Raw genomic sequence first — 19,078 nt, 5'->3', positions numbered from 1 at the left:
GTTGCAAAGATTCAGAGTTACAAAGATTTTGGTTGTGTATATCTGTAGAGGCGCACTGCAGGGCATAGCCGCAAAAGTTCAGAGTTGCAAAGGTATGAAAAAGATACTAAGGTTCTGAGGTGCTAAGATTCTGAGTTTTTTCTATAGGCATGTTATGATGTTTTTGATATTTGTTATTTGCTAATCGAGTTTAGACGCACTGCTGTGCGTCTCTACAATTTAAAATGCTAGGAAAAACTTAGTATCTTAGCGCCTCAGAATCTTAGCCTCTAAAAAAAATGACCAAAATTCTTCTCCTTTCCGATACTCACAGTCACATCGATGATACTATTTTAAAATATGTTGCTCAGGCAGATGAAGTGTGGCATGCGGGAGATATTGGAGATTTGGTAGTTACAGATACGATTAAAAAACTAAAACCGTTACGAGCGGTTTACGGAAATATTGACGATGCAAAAGCAAGATTAGAATTTCCGTTAAATAATCGTTTTTCATGTGAAAATGTTTCGGTTTGGATTACTCATATTGGCGGTTATCCCGGAAAATATAATCAGAATGTTAGAGAAGAATTAGCTTTGAATCCGCCTAAATTATTTATCTGTGGGCATTCGCATATTTTGAAGGTCATGTTTGATAAAAAGAATAATTTATTGCACATGAATCCAGGCGCGGCAGGAAAAAGCGGTTTTCATAAAGTGAGAACCATGTTGCGTTTTGTAATCGATGATGATAAAATCAAAGATTTGGAAATTATAGAAATAGGAGAGAAGTAATTAATGCGGCAGCGGAATCTGAATCTTTATTTTTGTTCCCTGATTTTCTTTTGAAGTTATCGATAAATTTCCTTTATATTTTTTGATTCTAGCTCTAATTCTACTTAAACCGAAGCCTTCAGCATCTTTTAATTTTTGTGTTTTAAAACCAATTCCGTCATCGTGAATGTGGAGGATAAGTTGGTTTTCTTTTTCTGCTAAAGAAAGTTTTGCTTTTTGAGCATTGCTATGCTTGGTAATATTACTGAAGAGTTCACTGACTATGAAATAGATTTTCATCTCAAATTTCTCAACATATCTTCTACTGGTCGGAATAGTGCTTGAAAATTCAAATTCAATCGCAGAGTTTGAGTTTTTCTCGCATAGATCTTCCAAAGCATAAATTAATCCAAAACGAACCAAAAGCGACGGAACAAGATCGTGAGACATATCGCGTAAAAGTTCATGAACTTCTGATAGAATAGCTTTTGCTTTACGTATTTCTTCCGATTTTACATCGTTTTGAGCTGTAAATGTATTTAGATGTAATCCCGCAGAAGACAATAGCGAATTGATATTGTCATGGAGAAAAGAAGCAATTTTTTTACGCTCTACTTCTTGAGAATCGATTCCGGAATTGATAATATTAAGAAGGATTTTCTGTTTGGTGTCTTTTCGTTTTATTTTCTGTTTTAGTTTGTTGTTTTGGTATAAAAAGTAAAACAAAAGAAAAATGATGACAGTAAGTATAATGGTTAAACTGACGATTTTTTTATTTCGAAGTTGTTCTGATTTACTAAGATGATTAACGGTCGTTTGGTTGTTTGCCGTTTGTGAAACTTTTGCTGTATCCTTTGATTGTGCGATACTATTTCCTTCAAAAGAAAAAAGTAAAAGAAGAAATAAAATGAATTTGAAACGAAACATAAAAGCAATCTTTAAGGATTAATCAAATTGTTTTTAAGAGCATATTTTACCAGACCTATTGTGCTTTTTATATTAAGCTTTTTCATGATGTTTTTTCGATGCGTTTCGACAGTATGTGAGCTGATGAAAAGCTTTTTGCTAATTTCTTTACCGCTGTATTCTAAGGCAATTAAAATAATGATTTCGATCTCACGCGGACTTAGAATTGGGTTTTCTATAACCGCGTTTTGATTTAGTTTAGGATTGTCTCTAAAAGTATTGAAAATTTTCTCTCTAACACTGTCGCTAAAATATTCCTGGCCTTGATAAACGGCTTCGACAGCTTCAATGATATTTTCTCCGGCGCAATTTTTTAACAGATAGCCTTTTGCACCTAATTTCATAACCTCTTTAATGATTTTCAGATCATCATAACTGGATAAAATAATAGCTTTGCAAGGCATTTCTTTTTCATTAAACTCTTTCAGTACCTCTATGCCGTCTTTCTTTGGCATACTGATATCAAGAATTAAAACATCGGCTTTGTCATTCATGACATCATCATAAACAGTAGTCCCATCTAAAGAAGTTCCGACTACTTCAAAATTTGAAACAGTTTGGAGCAGGTTTGAAAGACCATCAATTAATACCTGATGATCATCTGCAAGATGAATCCTTATTTTTGGTGTCATGATTGTATTTGAATTTGAAAATGCAAATTTATCATGTAAATCACATATCTATAATGCCCTTTAGGTCTGATTTATGATAAAATAAGGCATAAAAAAAACCCGAATAAAAATTCGGGTTCTTCTTCGCACAAATAAACTAAGTTTATAGGTTTACCTCAAACGATCAACAGATTTTACAAGATCTTCGTCCTTTTTGATGGCCTTATTAGCTAAAACTAATAACACGATAGCAACAATCGGCATGAACATCCCAATACCTTTCTCAGAGACCTCAGTCTCTCCAGATAAATTTAGTGATCGATATACAAATAATCCTAATAAAATTAAATTTAATATTATGTTCAATCTGTTTAGCACAAACTGATTTTGTCTCTTTTTGAATGAAATGATACTGATAATACTAAGCATAGTCGTTAAGCCTAATAAAACAGTATAAAGCTGATCCTGCATAAAAAAGAATGGCTTTCCTGCACTAGTTGTCCAAAGCGGAACAAAAAGCATTAAAATGCCAGTTGCAGCAAAAGCTAGAAATAAATATACAGTCTGAATTCTTTGTATCATGGTCTAAAAATGTTTTACAAAAATATATTTTCTTTTTTTAAAATACTATTGTATGATAAAATTTTATTCGTATTATTGCATCATAATACCGTAAGCACTTCATACTGCGGTCAATTCAAATTAATTATCTACCTATTCTTTTTACAGTATTCCTTAAAATAATTAAATTCATAGAACATTCATGTTTGATATTTCTGCATTAAAAGAAATGAAGCTTTCTGAGCTTCAAGAAATAGCTAAGTTAGCTAAAACAATAAAGATTACTGGTGTCAAAAAAGAGACTTTAATTAGTCAGATTTTAGCACACCAAGAGAGCTCTAATGCGCCAGCTCAAGCTTCTCAAACAGAAGTAGTTTCTGATGCCAAAGAAGATAAACCAAAGCGTGCCAGAATTGCTCCAGCCAAAACAAAAGCAGCGAATACCAAAAATACACCCGTTTTAGAATTTGATAAAGTAGAGGAAACTGTTCAAAAAAACGATGCTGCAGATACAATTGAGCCAATTGCAGAAACGGCGACAGTAGAAGCACAGGATAAGAAAGAACCAGTAGCAAAAAAAGAGCCTAAAGTTGTAAAATTCAGCAAGTCGGCATACGAGAAAAAAGTAGCTCTTAAAAAAGAGAAAGAGGCTGTAAATGAAGTTCCTGCAGAGGAAAATATAGAAACAGCCCCATCTGAGCCAACTACTTCTGAACCAACAGCCGAAACAGCTGAAAAAACTCCTCAAACAGCTCCTGTTAAAAAGATCAATCCGAATCAGAATAAAAACCAGAACCAAAATCAAAACCCGAATCAGAATCAAAATCAGAACGGGAATGGCAATGGAAACGGAAATCACAATAATCAAAATCCTAATCATAAAAATAAAAAGAACAATAATAATTTCAGAGATTCAGATTTTGAATTTGACGGAATTATAGAAAGTGAAGGTGTTCTAGAGATGATGCCTGACGGTTACGGATTTTTACGTTCATCAGATTATAATTATTTAGCTTCTCCAGATGATATTTATTTATCAACTTCACAAATCAGATTATTTGGTTTAAAAACCGGAGATACTGTAAAAGGTGTGGTTCGCCCTCCAAAAGAAGGAGAGAAGTTTTTTCCTTTGGTTCGTGTATTAAAAATTAATGGACACGATCCGCAAGTTGTTCGCGATAGAGTTTCTTTTGAACACTTGACACCCGTTTTTCCTTCAGAAAAATTCAAACTAGCCGAAAAAGGCAGTTCTATTTCAACCAGAATTATAGATTTGTTTTCACCAATAGGTAAAGGTCAGCGTGGTATGATCGTTGCCCAGCCTAAAACAGGTAAAACAATGCTTCTTAAAGATATTGCAAATGCAATTGCAGCAAACCATCCTGAAGTTTACTTAATTGTTCTTCTGATTGACGAACGTCCTGAGGAGGTTACCGATATGCAGAGAAGTGTTCGTGGTGAAGTTATTGCTTCAACTTTTGATAGAGAACCGCAAGAGCACGTAAAAATTGCTAACATTGTATTGGAAAAAGCAAAACGTTTAGTAGAATGCGGTCACGATGTTGTGATTTTATTAGATTCTATCACTCGTTTAGCAAGAGCTTACAACACGGTTCAACCAGCGTCTGGAAAAGTATTAAGTGGAGGTGTTGATGCCAATGCATTGCAAAAACCAAAACGTTTCTTTGGAGCGGCAAGAAATGTAGAAAACGGAGGATCTTTAAGTATCATCGCAACTGCATTAACTGAAACGGGTTCTAAAATGGACGAAGTTATCTTTGAAGAATTTAAAGGAACAGGTAACATGGAGCTTCAATTAGACCGTAAAATTGCAAATAAACGTATTTTCCCTGCAATCGATCTTACATCGTCAAGTACACGTCGCGATGACTTATTATTAGACGAAAAAACATTACAAAGAATGTGGATTATGCGTAAATATCTATCCGATATGAATCCAGTAGAATCTATGGACTTCGTAAACGATCGTTTCAAGAAAACTAAAAACAACGAAGAGTTTTTGATTTCGATGAATGACTAAATAAGGAACAAAGGTTCAGAGAGACAAAGTGACAAAGTTTTTTTTCTTGAGCTAACCTATAAAAAAAGGGATGATAAATTTATCATCCCTTTTTTTGTTGTTAAGAAAACCTTTGTCACTTTGAACCTTTGTTGCTATGTCACTATTTCTTATCAACTACCGGTCTATTCTCTCTATTAGCTAAATCCCAAGCTACGACAAAAGCCAGCTTTGTTCTTTTAGTTAAAGCGTCGTATTCAATTTTTTGAGGTTCGTCGCCTTTTCCGTGGTAATCTTCGTGAACTCCGTTGAAGAAGAAAACAGCTGGAATACCGTGTTTTGCAAAGTTATAGTGGTCAGAACGCTCATAGAAATGGTTTGGATCTTTTGGATCATTAAATTTAAAATCTAAGTCCATTTTGATATATTTTTCATTTTGAGCTACAACCGCATTGTGTAAATCAGAAGATAACCTGTCAGCACCAATTACATAAACGTAGTTGTTTGTATTTGAATGCTCCACATCGCGGCGTCCGATCATGTCGATGTTGATGTCTGCGATTGTATTGGCAATAGGAAATAATGGATTTTCAGAATAATAACGAGATCCGTGTAAGCCATGCTCTTCACCAGTTACATGAAGAAATAAGATAGAACGTTTTGGGCCGTGACCTTGCTTTTTAGCTTTAGCAAAAGCTTTAGCCATTTCGATGACCGCTACAGTTCCAGAACCATCATCATCAGCACCGTTGTACACTTCTCCATCTTTGATACCCACGTGATCGTAATGCGCAGAAATTACCAAAACTTCATTTGGTTTTTCTGTACCTTCAATGTAAGCCCAGATGTTTTCTGAATCTGGAAGGTTTTGATTGCGTTTTGCATTCATAAATGCTGCAGGAACTGGCTGATAGAAGTCCGACGCTCCTTTTGGAAAAGAAATTCCGCTTTTTTTGTATTGCTCGATCATGTAAAGACCTGCTTTTTTCTGTCCTTTAGAACCCGTTTCGCGGCCTTCCATTTCGTCAGAAGCAATAGTGTAAAGCATTTTTTTAAGATCTTTTTCACTGATAGCTTTAACATATTTTGACGGATCCGAATTGTCTTTGGCTGTTGTTGACTGCGCAGTTTTACAAGAATACGCAGTAACAACTAAAAATAAAATGAGTATTTTTTTCATTCTAGTTAGTTAGTGTAAATTAATAAATGTGTAAAGAACGTATAAAGTCAGTAAAAATAGGATAAAAAGAGAATTTATTATGAACAATAAAAAGCTTTTTATAAAAGAGACTATTCTTGATTCGCCATAAAAACGGTGGTGTGCAGGATAAAAATAATAGCACATCCAGATGGTTCCTGCAAATGTTGTGATTGATGATATAAAAGACAGCGGATTATCTTCTCCAAAAAGACCAATCAATCTGTCAACAATAAACATGATGAGGAAAATCAATAATAGAAAAGAGAAATAGTGGAGTGTGAAAATTCCGTGATCAAAATAATACCATCTTTTTTTGTTGTGAAAAAGCCACAAGAAAAAAGCAAAAAACGGCATGATTATGAAGAGAATTTTAGGCAGGTTATGAAAGAACGATTCAACGAATTTTTCATAAATCTCTTTTTTGGTATATTTTTCCGTAACGTGTATAGCTTTTTCAGAAAACCAATAAGAAGAAGCATTTAGCTTCTCACTTTCTTTTCCATATTTTTGAATCGAATCAAGTTCTTTCATTGTTTTAAAATGAAAGTATCTTTTGTCGTCTTTTCTGCTTATATTTAAGCTATCAGTAGCCTTAGAGAGTTCTTTGTTAAGTGCTTCTTCACTTTTATCAATTTTTTCGCCAACATTATTTGGAAACATTGCAATTAATAAAAAAGTAATAAAACTTATAAAAATGTAAAGTCGAACTGGCGCAAGATAAGACAAACGTTTTCCCGAAAGGTATTCTTTAGTCAGCGTTGAAGGCTTGAACAGCAGATTTTTTATTGTTTTCCAAAAAGCATTTTCGTAATGGGTTAAATCTTCAAAAAAGTGAATAAATAAATGATGAAAAGTCTTTCGGCTATCACTATTTTCTTGTCCACAGTTGGGGCAGTATTTCTGCTCCACAACATGCCTGCAATTTAGACAAGTTTTGTCTTCTCTAATTTTATTATGTGACATTGGTTTGTTTTAATTGATTGGTTCTGGTAGTTTTTAGGTATCTGTTTTTTGAAATTATTTTTTCAGGACTTCGTTTAAGAAAAGCTGTAAATGGTCAAAAGATCTTTTTGCAGCCACAGCATTATATGCCGCACCTTTAGAATTATCACTTCCTGCTTCAGGATTAGTAAAAGAATGAACAGCATTTGCATAATAAATCATTTCCCAGTCTGCTTTGCCATCACGCATTTCCTGTTGGAAAGCAGCGATTTCGTCTTTTGAAACAAACGGATCATCGGCTCCATGGCAAATAAGAACTTTGGCAGCAATTGGTTCGTTTTTTCTGCTGGCATCTTTGCCTAAACCGCCGTGAAAAGAAGCAATACCTTTGACATTCAAATGTCCGCGGGCCGCTTCAAGAACGCCGCTTCCACCAAAGCAATATCCAATAGCCACAATATTATCGGCATTTCCGCCAGCTTTTACTAATTCTTTCAAAGCAGCATCAATACGTTTTTGATACGCTTCAAAATTTGTTTTGTAAAAACCAGCCTGTTTTCCTGCTTCGCCAGTATTTTTAGGATAATTTCCTTCCCCATAAATATCAGCGATAAAAACATGATAGCCCAATTTAGATAATTCTTCTGCGATTCCTTTAGAAGCATTATCAATCCCAAGCCATGCCGGTAAAAGTAAAATTCCTGGATTGTTACTGCTTTTTTTAGCAGATTTTATAAATAAGCCATTAAGTTGCTGGCTTCCTTCTGTATATTTTACTGGTTTTAATTGCGCATTCATAAGATTTGAGAATAAGATTGCACTGAATAAAATGATTATGGAGTTTTTCATAATTTCTTCAATTTTTAACAAATATCAGAAATATTATGTTACAAAAAAACCTCACAAGTAAATTCTTGTGAGGTTTGTAACCAATACTTTAAAAGAATGGTTTTTCTTTTTATAAGGATATGTTTCGTTTAAAAGCGCAACCCAATTCTACAATAGAATCGGTTTTGTCAATGCCTGGAATTCCGTCGATTTTTTCGTAAAGAATACGGCGCATATGTTCGTGATTTGTTGCTATGATTTTTATGTAAAGCGTAAAAGAGCCTGTTACATAATAGCATTCGGTAATTTCAGGAATTTCTTTAAGAGCCTCAATAATTCTTTCAGAATCAGAATCTTTATTTAATGTAAGTCCAGTAAAAGAAGCCCAGTCGTAACCAATTTTCTTTTCCTGAATAATAGGTTTTATCCCAGAAATTACACCTTGTTCAATCATTCTGTTAATACGCTGATGCACCATTGTATTTGATATTTTAAGATTAGTGGCGATAGAAGAAAAGGCCATTCTTCCATCTTTTTCTAATTCTTTGATAATGCTAATATCAAATTCGTCTAATAATTCCATTCAATAAAAATCGTTTAAAAATTGAGTCTTTTGTTATTTATAAAAGTAATTCTTTTTTTTAATAAACGAACACATAATCTCATTTCGAAAAAATAAATATGTCTTTTTAAAAGTGATTAAATTAGGTTTTTGACTTTTATTTTGTTATATTTAAGTCAAAATATCGTTTTATCGGTGGTTATTTGTTTAATTTTAATATTTTTGTAGAAATAAAAAGCATATTATGATAAGTACAGAAAAAACACTTTCATCAAAATCAGAAGTTTTGATTGAAAAAGAAAACAAATATGGTGCTCATAATTACCACCCGCTTCCTGTAGTTTTAGAGCGTGGAGAAGGCGTATATGTATGGGATGTTGACGGAAAGAAATATTATGATTTTTTATCTGCTTATTCTGCAGTAAATCAAGGTCATTGCCATCCTAAAATTGTAAATGCAATGGTAGAACAAGCTCAAAAACTGACTTTGACTTCGCGTGCTTTTTACAATGATAAATTAGGAAACTACGAAGAATATGTAACGAAATATTTTGGTTTCGATAAAGTTCTTCCAATGAATACGGGAGCAGAAGCAGTTGAAACTGCTTTGAAAATCTCAAGAAAATGGGCATACGAAGTAAAAGGAATTCCAGAGAATCAGGCTCAGATTATAGTGTGTGAGAATAACTTTCACGGAAGAACGACAACTATTATTTCATTTTCTAATGATGAAACAGCGCGTAAAAACTTCGGACCTTTTACAGATGGTTTCATCAAAATCGAATATGATAATTTGGAAGCTCTTGAAAACGCTTTAAATTCATCTAAAAATATTGCGGGATTCTTAGTTGAGCCTATTCAGGGTGAAGCAGGAGTTTATGTTCCTTCTGAAGGATATTTAGCGAAAGCGAAAGCACTTTGCGAAAAACACAATGTTCTTTTTATTGCCGATGAAGTTCAGACCGGAATTGCACGTACAGGAAAATTATTAGCCGTTCACCACGAAAATGTGCAACCTGATGTTTTAATTTTAGGAAAAGCAATTTCTGGCGGTGTTTATCCAGTTTCGGCTGTTTTATGTAATGACGAAATCATGAATGTGATTAAACCAGGACAACACGGATCTACTTTTGGAGGAAATCCAGTTGCAGCAGCTGTTGCGATTGCAGCTTTGGAAGTGATTAAAGACGAAAAACTAGCTGAAAATGCAGAACGTTTAGGAGTTGTTTTAAGAGACGGATTGAATAAAATCGCTGAAAAAAACAACCTAATTACGCTGGTACGCGGAAAAGGACTTTTGAATGCCATCGTAATCAATACAGATGAAGATTCTGATTTGGCTTGGGAAATCTGTCTTAAATTTAGAGACAACGGATTATTGGCAAAACCAACTCACGGAAACAAAATCAGATTGGCTCCGCCGTTGGTAATGACTGAAGAACAGATTAAAGAATGTCTTGAGATTATTGAGAAATCTTTGAATGATTTTAAGAGGTAATCTAAAAAAACATAATTTAATTTTTTAAAAAGCATACTCATAATCTGAGTATGTTTTTTATTTTAATGCTATTGAAAAAAAAGCATTATTCTAATACTATTCAGACTTTTAAAGGCAGTTTTTGATAAATTATAACTGTAGTTTTGACTCAAATTTTTAATAATCAATTAATTAACTAATTTGAGTTTTTATGATTACAATAAGCCTTTGCATGATTGTGAAAAATGAAGAACAGTTATTGGCAAGATGTTTAAACTCTGTAAAACATCTTGTTGATGAAATTATCATTATTGATACAGGTTCGACAGACAAAACAAAAGATATCGCACATACGTTTACAGATAAAGTTTATGATTTTAACTGGGTTAATGATTTTGCCGCTGCTAGAAATTTTGCTTTTTCTAAGGCAACGCAGGATTATCAATTATGGTTAGATGCTGATGATATTTTTATTAAAAAAGATCAAGATTTATTTTTAGAATTGAAAAAATCGCTTTCGTTAACAACGGATATGGTTTTAATGAAATATAATGTTTCAGTGGATGAAAATGATAACCCGCTCTTTTCAGTTTACAGAGAACGGTTGGTTAAAAGAGAAAACAATTACAAATGGAATGATCCTGTTCATGAATATATTGAGTATGGTGGAAATTATTTGGTTTCAGAAATTGCTGTTACACACAAAAAGAAAATTCTTTTTTCTGATAGAAATTTGAGGATTTATGATGAAATGGTTAAAAAGGGAACTGAATTTTCTTCACGATCACTTTTTTATTATGCAAGAGAATTAAGAGACAATGAAAAATATTCTGAATCCGTACAATATTTTACAAAATTTTTAGAAACGTCGGGGGAATCTAGTAATGATTATATATACGCATGTCTTCAAATAGGAAAAATTTTAAGAGCAAAAGGTAAATTAGATGATGCATTTAAATCATTATTTTTTAGCTTTTCTTATGGTATTCCAACAGCCGAAGTTTGTTGCGAAATTGCAGGTATTTTCAAAGATAAAAATAATTTTAAGAGTGCAATTTATTGGTACGAATTTATTTTAGGATTAGATCATTCTCAATATGAACTTAACACAAAGACTGAAAAATGCTGGAATTTTGTTCCTAACATAGAATTAGCAGTTTGTTATAGTGAAATAGATGATATTGATAAAGCAGTTTTTTATAATGAAGAAGCAGCAAAGTTTAACCCAAATCATGAATCGGTTCTATTCAATCGCCAGTATTTAGCCAACTTGTTAGAACAAAAAAAGAATTTTATTTTTAAGTGGCAATAATTATTTAAAAGCAAAATTCTAAAGTAACAAATGATTTTGTAACTTTAAAATTGATTACTGCTTTTTGTAACAATAAAAAAGGCGACTGTAATGAAACAATCGCCTTCTGTTTATAATTACTTAAAATATCAAAAAAAGTAACTATTTCTTATGAGTCAATGTTTTAATAGCATTGACTCATTTTTTATTTTAGAATCTCACTTTCTTAAGTTCCCATAGAGTTTTAATAAAAGTATCCACATCCTGAGTTGTGTTGTAAAATGCCAATGAAGGACGAACCGTAGTTTCAACTCCCATTCTGCGTAAAATAGGCTGTGCACAATGATGTCCAGTTCTTACCGCAACTCCTTCTTTGTTCAAGGCCTGTCCGACCTGATCGTTTGAGTAGCCTTGCAGGTTGAAAGACAAAACGCTCGCTTTATCTTTGGCAGTTCCTATCAATCGTACTCCTGGAATTTGTTTTAGCAGATTCGTGGCATATTCCAATAAATAATGCTCGTATTGTCCGATCGCTTCAATTCCTAATTTGGTTACATAATCAATAGCAGCGCCAAGACCAATAGCATCGGCAATGTTTCCTGTTCCAGCCTCAAAACGATTCGGAGCTTTGTGGTATTTTATTTCCTCAAAAGTCACATCCTGAATCATGTTTCCACCAGATTGATACGGCTGCATTTCGTTTAGTAAATCTTCTTTTCCATACAAAGCGCCGATTCCCGTAGGTCCAAATAATTTATGTCCAGAGAAAACCAGCCAATCCGGATTTAAATGCTGAACATCGACTTTCATGTGAGAAACGGACTGTGCGCCATCAATCAAAACTTTTGCTCCTGCAGCGTGTGCCATTTCGACTATTTTTTTGGCTGGAGTTACAGTTCCTAGTGCATTCGAAACTTGTGTAAAAGCCACTAAACGAGTTCTCGGATTTAGCAGTTTTGCATATTCATCCAACAAAATCTGACCGTCATCATCAACAGGAATCACTCTTAATTTCAAGCCTTTTTTATCAGCAAGACGTTTCCACGGAACGATATTCGCATGATGTTCCAGATTGCTTACAATAATTTCGTCACCAGAATTTAAATTCTGATCGCCCCAAGTTGAAGCAACTAGATTTATTCCTTCGGTTGCGCCTCGTACAAAAACAATTTCATTTACCGAACTAGCATTCAAAAAGGTTTTTACTTTTTCGCGGGCAGCTTCGTAGGCGTCAGATGCGCGTGCGGCTAGTTCATGTGCCGCACGGTGAATATTTGAATTTTCATGTTCGTAGAAATAGGCAATTCTGTCAATAACCGATTGTGGTTTCTGAGTCGTTGCAGCGTTGTCAAACCAAACTAGAGGTTTTCCGTTTACGGTTTCTCTCAGAATTGGAAAATCCTTTTTGACCAATTCGGCATTAAAATGATGTCCTTTGATGAGATTAATTTCTTTACCATCAAAAGAATTTCCGACGGCAATATTGGTGCTTTTTCTGTCAAACGCAAATGGATTTTGTTCTAGAAAATAGTAGGATGTTGTCGTTTCATTTCCATTTAACGGAAAATCTTCTCGCTTCTTGAACTGTGTATCAACAAAAGCTAATGCAGCCTGTAACTCAATTTCAAACGAAGAGTTTTCTGTTTGAAACGGAAGATACTGATTGTTGAGTGACAACGACGGAAAAGCAGATTTTTCGTTTAGTTGTGAATTCTCATTATTCAAATTAATATCATGAAAACCAGTATGCGGATCATCCATGTTTAAATCATGGTTTTCTTGAACTCCAGAAGAACTCTTTTCGTCCTTTGGGTCAAAACCTGCTCCAGCGTTTGGTGGTAAAGCAAAAGCTTCCGTGTTTTCGTAATTGGATACGGTAGGAGAAGCGCCAAATCCGCTAAAGGAATGCTGAGTTGGTTGTAAATTCGACGGAGCTGCTAAAGGAATTTGATCTAATGCGCCAATCTTTCCTGTTTGCAAGATCGTTTCTGCAATCTTTGTCGCACGCGGATGCTCGGCTTTATCTGGACTTAACGATATTTCTTTTGGAAATTCGTTAGGAAGTGTCTTGAACAGCTCGTTTGCCAAATGCTGCAAATCGTCTATGTTGGGTAAACCGTTGTTGTTAATATTTGTACTCATGATACTTTCCTATTTCTACATCTTCTAATACAGCTATGGCATCGTCAACCAAAATAGCCAAAGAGCAGTAAAGTGAAACCAGATAAGAAGCAATTGCTTTTTCATTAATTCCCATAAAACGAACGGATAATCCTGGAGATTGTTCGCCTTGCAATCCCGGCTGAATTAATCCGATAACGCCTTGACGGCTTTCGCCTGTACGCAATAATATGATTTTAGATTTTCCTTTTACAATTGGCAATTTATCCGAAGGAATAAGCGGTATTCCTCTCCAAGTTAAAAACTGAGATCCAAATAAAGAGGTAGTTGGAGGAGGAACGCCACGACGAGTACATTCGCGTCCGAAAGCTGCAATGGCCAATGGATGCAGTAAAAAGAATCCAGGTTCTTTCCAAACTTTAGTAAGCAATTCATCCAAATCATCAGGAGTTGGAGCTCCTGTACGTGTTTTAATGATTTGTGAAGGTACAACATTACTCAATAAACCATAATCTTTATTATTGATTAATTCGCTTTCCTGACGTTCTTTAATCGTTTCAATTGCCAAGCGAAGTTGTTCTGAAATCTGGTTGTAAGGTTTACTGTATAAGTCAGAAACACGGGTGTGAACATCAACAATGGTTTGTACTGCCGCAAGATTATATTCTCTTGGATTATCGATATAATCAACAAAAGTATTCGGTAAAACCCTTTCATCACGCGCCGAACAATCTACTTCGATATGATTGGCATTTTTAACTTTGTTTAAACGAAATACGCCCGATTCTACTGGAGTCCAATGTAATAAATGTGTTAGCCATCTTGGTGTTACGGTTCCGATTTGAGGAACGGTACGAGTTGCTATTGCGAGCTGTCTTGCTGCAACATCGCCTAATGCGGTCTGTTGTGGTTTTGTTTCGGCCATTTTTTTTGAGTTTTAATAGGTTTATAATTTATTTTTTGATTGCTTAAAGTTATTCATAAATTTTATTCAAACAGCTCATCTACAGATAAATATCTTTCTTCTGTGTTGTGATTGAACGTTAGGATTGCAGTGTCTTTGGGTGTTTCCTTTTTGTTTTCTGAAAGTATTTTAATTTTTATTTCGTTTTTATGATATACAATAGAATTTGGGAGAATACTGTTAGTAAGCCAGACATTGCCGCCAATAATCGAATTTTTCCCAACAGTTGTCTGACCGCCAAGGATGGAGCTGTTGGCATAGATTACTACATTATCTTCAATTGTTGGATGTCTTTTTATAAAAGCATCTTCTTTTTTAACACTCAAAGCCCCAAGTGTAACGCCTTGATAAATCTGTACATCATTGCCAATAATGGTAGTTTCACCAATTACAATTCCGGTTCCGTGATCAATGGCAAAATTATCTCCGATTTGAGCGCCAGGATGAATTTCTATACTGGTTTTAATGTGCGCATATTCGGATATAGTTCGGGCGAGAAGTTTCAAATCTTGTTCCCATAATTGATGTGAAAATCGATAGACCGCAATAGCAAAAAAGCCGGGGTAAGAATACAAGACTTCTTCAAAGGATTTTGCGGCCGGATCTTTCGTAAAAATGGTAAGTGCATCATTTATGGCTTTTTTGTGTAAATGCGGAATGGCTTCAAAAAAGATTTCAGTCTGTTGTCTTGAATCGCTTTTAGGAGAAAAATCGGTGACTAGTTCATCAAACTGTTTTTCCAGAAGATTGAATTTATACCTTACAGATGCCTCAGTTTCATAAGTCTTTGTTGTATTTGAATACAGCAGAAGGAAGAAATCATCAATAAACTGATGGATAACTTTTTTTTCGGGAAGGATTAATAATTCCTGATGCTGTCGCGCTATTTCGTGATAAAAAGATTTCATAACAATTGGTTTTTGGTTTGTAATTGAAATTCTTACCATAACTGATATCTGAATCAAAACCTTTTAAATAGTATTTGATGACATAATAATCTTCTTGATGCAAAACAGCAAAGAGATTATAGGATTACAGTAGGAAAGTGTTTGGGAAATAAAGAGAATCGTTTTTTGCTTCCCATTTTAAAAATGGAAATCGCTAAAAAGAAAATAGTGAAGGGATTAACAACAGAAACACATACAACAAAATGTATTGTATGTATAATTTTTAGGAAAAATGTGAGATGATATTTTTTCTGCTGTTTTCAAAATGTAGTGCTTTAATTTTAAATTCTACTAATTCTATAGACAAAGTTATATTTATTATGATAAAATCCAAATCTTTTTTGAAATTTATTTGATACGTTATGAAATTATTCTGTGATAAATAAAATATTTTGGTTTTAATGTGTTGTTTATTAGTTGATTGTGTTTTATTTGAAACAGTAAAAAAGGTCAAAAAATAAGTTTTTAAAACTCATTTTTCGACCCTTGATGCTTTTAAAAATTCAAAAAAGATGATTTTTTAAAGCTTTGAATTATTTCTTAGCAGCAGCGCCCGGAATCAATTCTCCTTTTTGTTTGAATTTGCTGTATTCTACAACTCCTGTTTTATCTGCCCAATCGAAATATTTTGCCGAAAGATCGTTTACAATTCCAGGATTTTGTGCGGCAACGTTTGTAGTTTCGCCACGGTCTGCTTCAAGATCATAAAGTTCCCATTGGTAAGACGGATAAATAGAAACCAATTTCCATTTTCCTTCTCTAACCGCTCTGTTTCCAGCTCTTTCCCAGAATAAAGGAGCGCCACGGTTTACTTCTGATGCATTGTCAAATAAAACGGGCAATAAACTTTTTCCAGGAAGCGGATTAGAAGTTACACCATTTAAATTTTTAGGATATTCAATTCCAGCCAATTCGTAGAAAGTAGGAGCAAGGTCAATAATATGTCCCGTTCCTTTATCAATTCTTCCTGCTTTAATTTTTGATGGATACCAAGCGATAAAAGGAGAACTGAATCCGCCTTCGTGCATATTGTTTTTATAATCCTGCAACGGAGTATTCGATAAATATGCCCAGTTTTGTTCCTGATAATCAAAAGAACCAGAAGTTCCGATTGGCCCGTCGTTGCGAACTAAACCTCTTTTTAACGGATTATATGTGTTGAAACCACCTTGCGCGCCATTATCTGCAATGAAAATAATTAAAGTGTTTTTATCTTTCTTTAACGCTTTCAGTTTATCTAAAACCTTCCCAACATTTTGATCCATGTTGTCTACCATTGCGGCGTACACTTCCATTTTAGCTTTCCAGAATTGTTTTTCATCATACGTCAGTTTATCCCATTCTGGAACTTCTGGGTCACGAGGAGCAATAGTTTGGTTAGGAAGCAAAATGCCGTTTTCTCTTAATTTCTGAATTCTTTTTTCTCTTAAAGCATCCCAGCCTTCATCAAATTTTCCTCTGTATTTGGCAATATCAACAGGTTTTGCCTGTAACGGCCAGTGAGGTGCTGTAAAGGCTAAGTATAAAAAGAAAGGTTTGTTTTCTTTGTTTTGTTCGTCTAAGAAAGTAACCGCGTTGTTTCCAATTTCATCTGTGAAGTAGTATGAATCGTCTTTTGGATGCAACTCCTCATTATTTCGGATCATTTTCACAGGATAAGCCGTTTTCCCAAACGGAAGCGATTTTGTATCAAAATAATTGGCTGCACCTTTTAAGATTCCGTAAAATTTATCAAAACCTCTTTGGTTTGGCCATTGCGCTTGATCTTCAGAACCTACGTGCCATTTTCCTGACATCAAAGTGCTGTAACCACCAGAACGGAAAACTTCTCCTAAAGTCAGAGATTCTTTGTTGAGATATCCTTGATAAGCTGGCAGTCCTAAATTCACATCAAAATAACCAACACCCGCTTTGTGCTGATATTGTCCCGTTAATAAAGAAGCTCTTGTAGGCGCACAAATCGAGTTGTTGTAAAATTCGCGAAGACGTGTTCCTTCTTTCGCTAAACGATCTAAGTTTGGCGTTTTTATCTCAGAACCGTAATTTCCTAAATCAGAATATCCCATATCATCCACCATAATCAAAATTACGTTGGGTTTAGATGATGCGGTTTGAGCTTCAGTTTCATAAGAACCAATTATTCCTGTCAATAAAACAGAAAATAAAATGTTTATTCTTTTATTCATCTTATTTATAATTTACTGTTAGTATATTTTTAATTTTATTTCTAACACATAGAGACATAGATTTTATAGACGTAGTAAGGCATTTTACTTGTAATAAAGATCATAGCTATGTGTGGAGAAATATATTTCTCTTTTTATATTCTTTTCGAAAGCAAAAAAATCTATGTTTCTATGTGTTTAAGAACTATACCTATCTCCAAGCTGGAACTTGTTTCAAATTTGGATTCAAATCCAATTCTCTCTGCGGAATAGGAAAGTGAACGTGTTTGGGCTGTGCGTTTGTTTTTCCTGCGGCTTTTAATTTAGCTACAAAATAATCTGGGCCTCTTCTTGCTAAGTCAAACCAGCGCTGATATTCGTAAACCAATTCTTTTCTTCTTTCTTCAAAAACGGCTTCTCTAAACGCGTCTTGACTTAGTACTGGAGAAGTTGTTGCCAATAATTCAACACCTGCTCTTGTTCTCACTCGGTCAACTGCGGCATACGCTTCTGGAGTTGGGCCTCCGTTTTGTTCGTTTAAAGCTTCTGCGTAAATTAATAGTACTTCTGCAAAACGTATAATTGGCGTATTTTTAGAAGACTGCCCTGGCGAAGTCGGAGTCGCTGGATCAAAATATTTATTGAAATGCGGCGTAACTTTATACGTTTTTCCATCGGTCGGACTCACAAATTCTACGGCAAAAGTGATGTACTTTCTTTTGTCTGTTTCAGCGAAAGCTTCAAAAAGTTTACCTTCTTTGTGTAAAGCATCTGCTTGATCTCCTGCAATTCCAGGAACAGAAGTTGGAGCAGCTGTAGAAGCCAACATGTTTCCGTTCCAGTTGGTTAATCCTTTAAATTGAGCGGAGAAAATATGTTCTTTTCCGTTTTTGGTTGCCACATTAAAAACGTCAGCATAATTTTCAAATAAATCATAAACTTTACTGTCAATGATTTCTTTACTTTTTTCGGCTGCTTTCTGCCATTTCTTTTCGGTTAAATATACTTTAGCTAAAATACTTTTTGCAGCGCCAGCCGTTACTCGGCCTTTATTTTGCTGCACTACAGGAAGCGCTTCGGCATCAATTAGATCATTTTCAATCTGCGTATAAACATCTGCTTCTGGCGTATTGCTAACATTGATTGCTTCTGGTGTTAAAACTGTTGTTTCGTGTAAAACCAGCGGAACATCTCCAAACCATCGTACCAAATTAAAGTATAAAAGGGCTCGTAAGAACTTTGCTTCGTTAATTAAATCTTTGTCTTTCTGTGAATTAAGATTTGGATTCTTCGCGATATTGTCAATTGCCACGTTTGCTCTGTTGATTCCATCATAACTTTGTCGCCATAATTCAATCATACGGTCGTTTGATGCATCGTGCGTTAAATTGGACAACGCTCTAACGTGTGCATTTCTCGCTCTTGGTCCTGCTTCGTAATCGTCTGTTGCCATTTCGGTTGCAATCTGAATTAAACGATTGTACAAAGTATGCGTTGAACTGTTTATGGCATTATGAATTGCAATTACGGCTGCATCTGCATCTTCGGTGGTTTTATAAAAATTGGTAGACGAAATAAAAGCTTTTGGATCTTCGTCTAAAGTATTGCACGCACTCACTAAAAAGAGTACCGCTAAACTGAATATTATATTTTTTTTCATGATAAGTCTT

At 34.5% G+C, this 19,078-nt stretch carries 16 protein-coding genes; 4 read left to right on the top strand and 12 right to left on the bottom strand.

Annotation, left to right across the window (positions count from 1 at the left end):
* Window positions 1–278 precede the first annotated feature (278 nt).
* Window positions 279–773 carry a metallophosphoesterase family protein gene (locus NCC77_RS17870; protein ID WP_248727597.1) on the top strand — a complete coding sequence of 165 codons (495 nt, stop codon included), beginning with the start codon at window positions 279–281 and terminating at the stop codon, window positions 771–773.
* Here the strand turns inward: NCC77_RS17870 and NCC77_RS17865 are convergent, their stop codons facing one another.
* The 3 genes from NCC77_RS17865 to NCC77_RS17855 all read right to left on the bottom strand — a co-directional run bounded on the left by NCC77_RS17865 (window position 774) and on the right by NCC77_RS17855 (window position 2,911).
* Window positions 774–1,679, bottom strand: coding sequence for a sensor histidine kinase (locus NCC77_RS17865; protein ID WP_250836814.1), 906 nt, complete (start codon window positions 1,677–1,679; stop codon window positions 774–776).
* Window positions 1,680–1,690: 11 nt separating this feature from the next.
* Window positions 1,691–2,350: a response regulator transcription factor gene (locus NCC77_RS17860; RefSeq protein ID WP_250836813.1), complete on the bottom strand. Its 660-nt coding sequence runs from the start codon at window positions 2,348–2,350 to the stop codon at window positions 1,691–1,693.
* Window positions 2,351–2,500: 150 nt separating this feature from the next.
* Entirely contained in the window at window positions 2,501–2,911 is a 411-nt protein-coding gene (locus NCC77_RS17855; RefSeq protein WP_250836812.1) for a DUF4293 domain-containing protein, read from the bottom strand.
* 181 nt (window positions 2,912–3,092) lie between these two features.
* Between NCC77_RS17855 and rho the strand changes: the two genes are divergently transcribed.
* Window positions 3,093–4,931, top strand: a complete 1,839-nt coding sequence (gene rho / locus NCC77_RS17850; RefSeq protein ID WP_250836811.1) for a transcription termination factor Rho — start codon at window positions 3,093–3,095, stop codon at window positions 4,929–4,931.
* A gap of 142 nt (window positions 4,932–5,073) precedes the next feature.
* Here rho and NCC77_RS17845 read toward each other — a convergent pair whose 3' ends face one another.
* The 4 genes from NCC77_RS17845 to NCC77_RS17830 all read right to left on the bottom strand — a co-directional run bounded on the left by NCC77_RS17845 (window position 5,074) and on the right by NCC77_RS17830 (window position 8,464).
* The gene (locus tag NCC77_RS17845) at window positions 5,074–6,090 is read right to left on the bottom strand and encodes a M28 family peptidase (protein WP_095928825.1); all 1,017 of its coding nucleotides are present in this window, start codon (window positions 6,088–6,090) and stop codon (window positions 5,074–5,076) included.
* A gap of 9 nt (window positions 6,091–6,099) precedes the next feature.
* Window positions 6,100–7,074, bottom strand: coding sequence for a DUF3667 domain-containing protein (locus NCC77_RS17840; RefSeq protein ID WP_250836810.1), 975 nt, complete (start codon window positions 7,072–7,074; stop codon window positions 6,100–6,102).
* Window positions 7,075–7,128: 54 nt separating this feature from the next.
* Window positions 7,129–7,902: a dienelactone hydrolase family protein gene (locus NCC77_RS17835; protein ID WP_250836809.1), complete on the bottom strand. Its 774-nt coding sequence runs from the start codon at window positions 7,900–7,902 to the stop codon at window positions 7,129–7,131.
* 109 nt (window positions 7,903–8,011) lie between these two features.
* Window positions 8,012–8,464, bottom strand: coding sequence for an Lrp/AsnC family transcriptional regulator (locus NCC77_RS17830; protein ID WP_095928823.1), 453 nt, complete (start codon window positions 8,462–8,464; stop codon window positions 8,012–8,014).
* 223 nt (window positions 8,465–8,687) lie between these two features.
* On the opposite strand from NCC77_RS17830, the gene rocD reads away from it, so the two are divergent.
* Window positions 8,688–9,941 (top strand): ornithine--oxo-acid transaminase, encoded by a 1,254-nt coding sequence (rocD, locus tag NCC77_RS17825; RefSeq protein WP_250836808.1) that lies wholly within the window; start codon window positions 8,688–8,690, stop codon window positions 9,939–9,941.
* A gap of 190 nt (window positions 9,942–10,131) precedes the next feature.
* Window positions 10,132–11,232 (top strand): tetratricopeptide repeat-containing glycosyltransferase family 2 protein, encoded by a 1,101-nt coding sequence (locus NCC77_RS17820; protein ID WP_250836807.1) that lies wholly within the window; start codon window positions 10,132–10,134, stop codon window positions 11,230–11,232.
* 189 nt (window positions 11,233–11,421) lie between these two features.
* Here NCC77_RS17820 and NCC77_RS17815 read toward each other — a convergent pair whose 3' ends face one another.
* The 5 genes from NCC77_RS17815 to NCC77_RS17795 form a co-directional block, all read right to left on the bottom strand.
* The gene (locus NCC77_RS17815; RefSeq protein ID WP_250836806.1) at window positions 11,422–13,353 is read right to left on the bottom strand and encodes a family 2A encapsulin nanocompartment cargo protein cysteine desulfurase; all 1,932 of its coding nucleotides are present in this window, start codon (window positions 13,351–13,353) and stop codon (window positions 11,422–11,424) included.
* Entirely contained in the window at window positions 13,337–14,257 is a 921-nt protein-coding gene (locus NCC77_RS17810) for a family 2A encapsulin nanocompartment shell protein (protein ID WP_095928820.1), read from the bottom strand. The genes NCC77_RS17815 and NCC77_RS17810 overlap by 17 nt, the downstream gene beginning before the upstream one ends.
* Before the next feature lie 62 nt (window positions 14,258–14,319).
* Window positions 14,320–15,204, bottom strand: a complete 885-nt coding sequence (epsC, locus tag NCC77_RS17805) for a serine O-acetyltransferase EpsC (RefSeq protein ID WP_250836805.1) — start codon at window positions 15,202–15,204, stop codon at window positions 14,320–14,322.
* Window positions 15,205–15,776: 572 nt separating this feature from the next.
* Window positions 15,777–17,429, bottom strand: a complete 1,653-nt coding sequence (locus tag NCC77_RS17800; RefSeq protein WP_250836804.1) for an arylsulfatase — start codon at window positions 17,427–17,429, stop codon at window positions 15,777–15,779.
* A 190-nt stretch (window positions 17,430–17,619) separates the two neighbouring features.
* On the bottom strand, window positions 17,620–19,068 hold the full coding sequence (locus tag NCC77_RS17795) for a RagB/SusD family nutrient uptake outer membrane protein (protein WP_250836803.1): 1,449 nt from the start codon (window positions 19,066–19,068) through the stop codon (window positions 17,620–17,622).
* Window positions 19,069–19,078 lie beyond the last annotated feature (10 nt).

The organism is Flavobacterium tyrosinilyticum, assembly GCF_023656565.1.
In the GTDB taxonomy this organism is placed as follows: domain Bacteria; phylum Bacteroidota; class Bacteroidia; order Flavobacteriales; family Flavobacteriaceae; genus Flavobacterium; species Flavobacterium tyrosinilyticum.
The sequence above is the reverse complement of the archived record's forward strand: the minus strand, read 5'-3'. Positions and strand labels throughout refer to the sequence as shown.

Coding starts and splice junctions, on each gene's coding strand:
- NCC77_RS17855 (WP_250836812.1), bottom strand. CDS start 2,911: ATGATACAAAGAATTCAGACTGTATATTTATTTCTAGCTTTTGCTGCA.
- NCC77_RS17845 (WP_095928825.1), bottom strand. CDS start 6,090: ATGAAAAAAATACTCATTTTATTTTTAGTTGTTACTGCGTATTCTTGT.
- NCC77_RS17795 (WP_250836803.1), bottom strand. CDS start 19,068: ATGAAAAAAAATATAATATTCAGTTTAGCGGTACTCTTTTTAGTGAGT.
- rho (WP_250836811.1), top strand. CDS start 3,093: ATGTTTGATATTTCTGCATTAAAAGAAATGAAGCTTTCTGAGCTTCAA.
- epsC (WP_250836805.1), bottom strand. CDS start 15,204: ATGAAATCTTTTTATCACGAAATAGCGCGACAGCATCAGGAATTATTA.
- NCC77_RS17865 (WP_250836814.1), bottom strand. CDS start 1,679: ATGTTTCGTTTCAAATTCATTTTATTTCTTCTTTTACTTTTTTCTTTT.
- NCC77_RS17815 (WP_250836806.1), bottom strand. CDS start 13,353: ATGAGTACAAATATTAACAACAACGGTTTACCCAACATAGACGATTTG.
- NCC77_RS17810 (WP_095928820.1), bottom strand. CDS start 14,257: ATGGCCGAAACAAAACCACAACAGACCGCATTAGGCGATGTTGCAGCA.
- NCC77_RS17870 (WP_248727597.1), top strand. CDS start 279: ATGACCAAAATTCTTCTCCTTTCCGATACTCACAGTCACATCGATGAT.
- NCC77_RS17840 (WP_250836810.1), bottom strand. CDS start 7,074: ATGTCACATAATAAAATTAGAGAAGACAAAACTTGTCTAAATTGCAGG.
- NCC77_RS17835 (WP_250836809.1), bottom strand. CDS start 7,902: ATGAAAAACTCCATAATCATTTTATTCAGTGCAATCTTATTCTCAAAT.
- NCC77_RS17860 (WP_250836813.1), bottom strand. CDS start 2,350: ATGACACCAAAAATAAGGATTCATCTTGCAGATGATCATCAGGTATTA.
- NCC77_RS17800 (WP_250836804.1), bottom strand. CDS start 17,429: ATGAATAAAAGAATAAACATTTTATTTTCTGTTTTATTGACAGGAATA.
- NCC77_RS17820 (WP_250836807.1), top strand. CDS start 10,132: ATGATTACAATAAGCCTTTGCATGATTGTGAAAAATGAAGAACAGTTA.
- NCC77_RS17830 (WP_095928823.1), bottom strand. CDS start 8,464: ATGGAATTATTAGACGAATTTGATATTAGCATTATCAAAGAATTAGAA.
- rocD (WP_250836808.1), top strand. CDS start 8,688: ATGATAAGTACAGAAAAAACACTTTCATCAAAATCAGAAGTTTTGATT.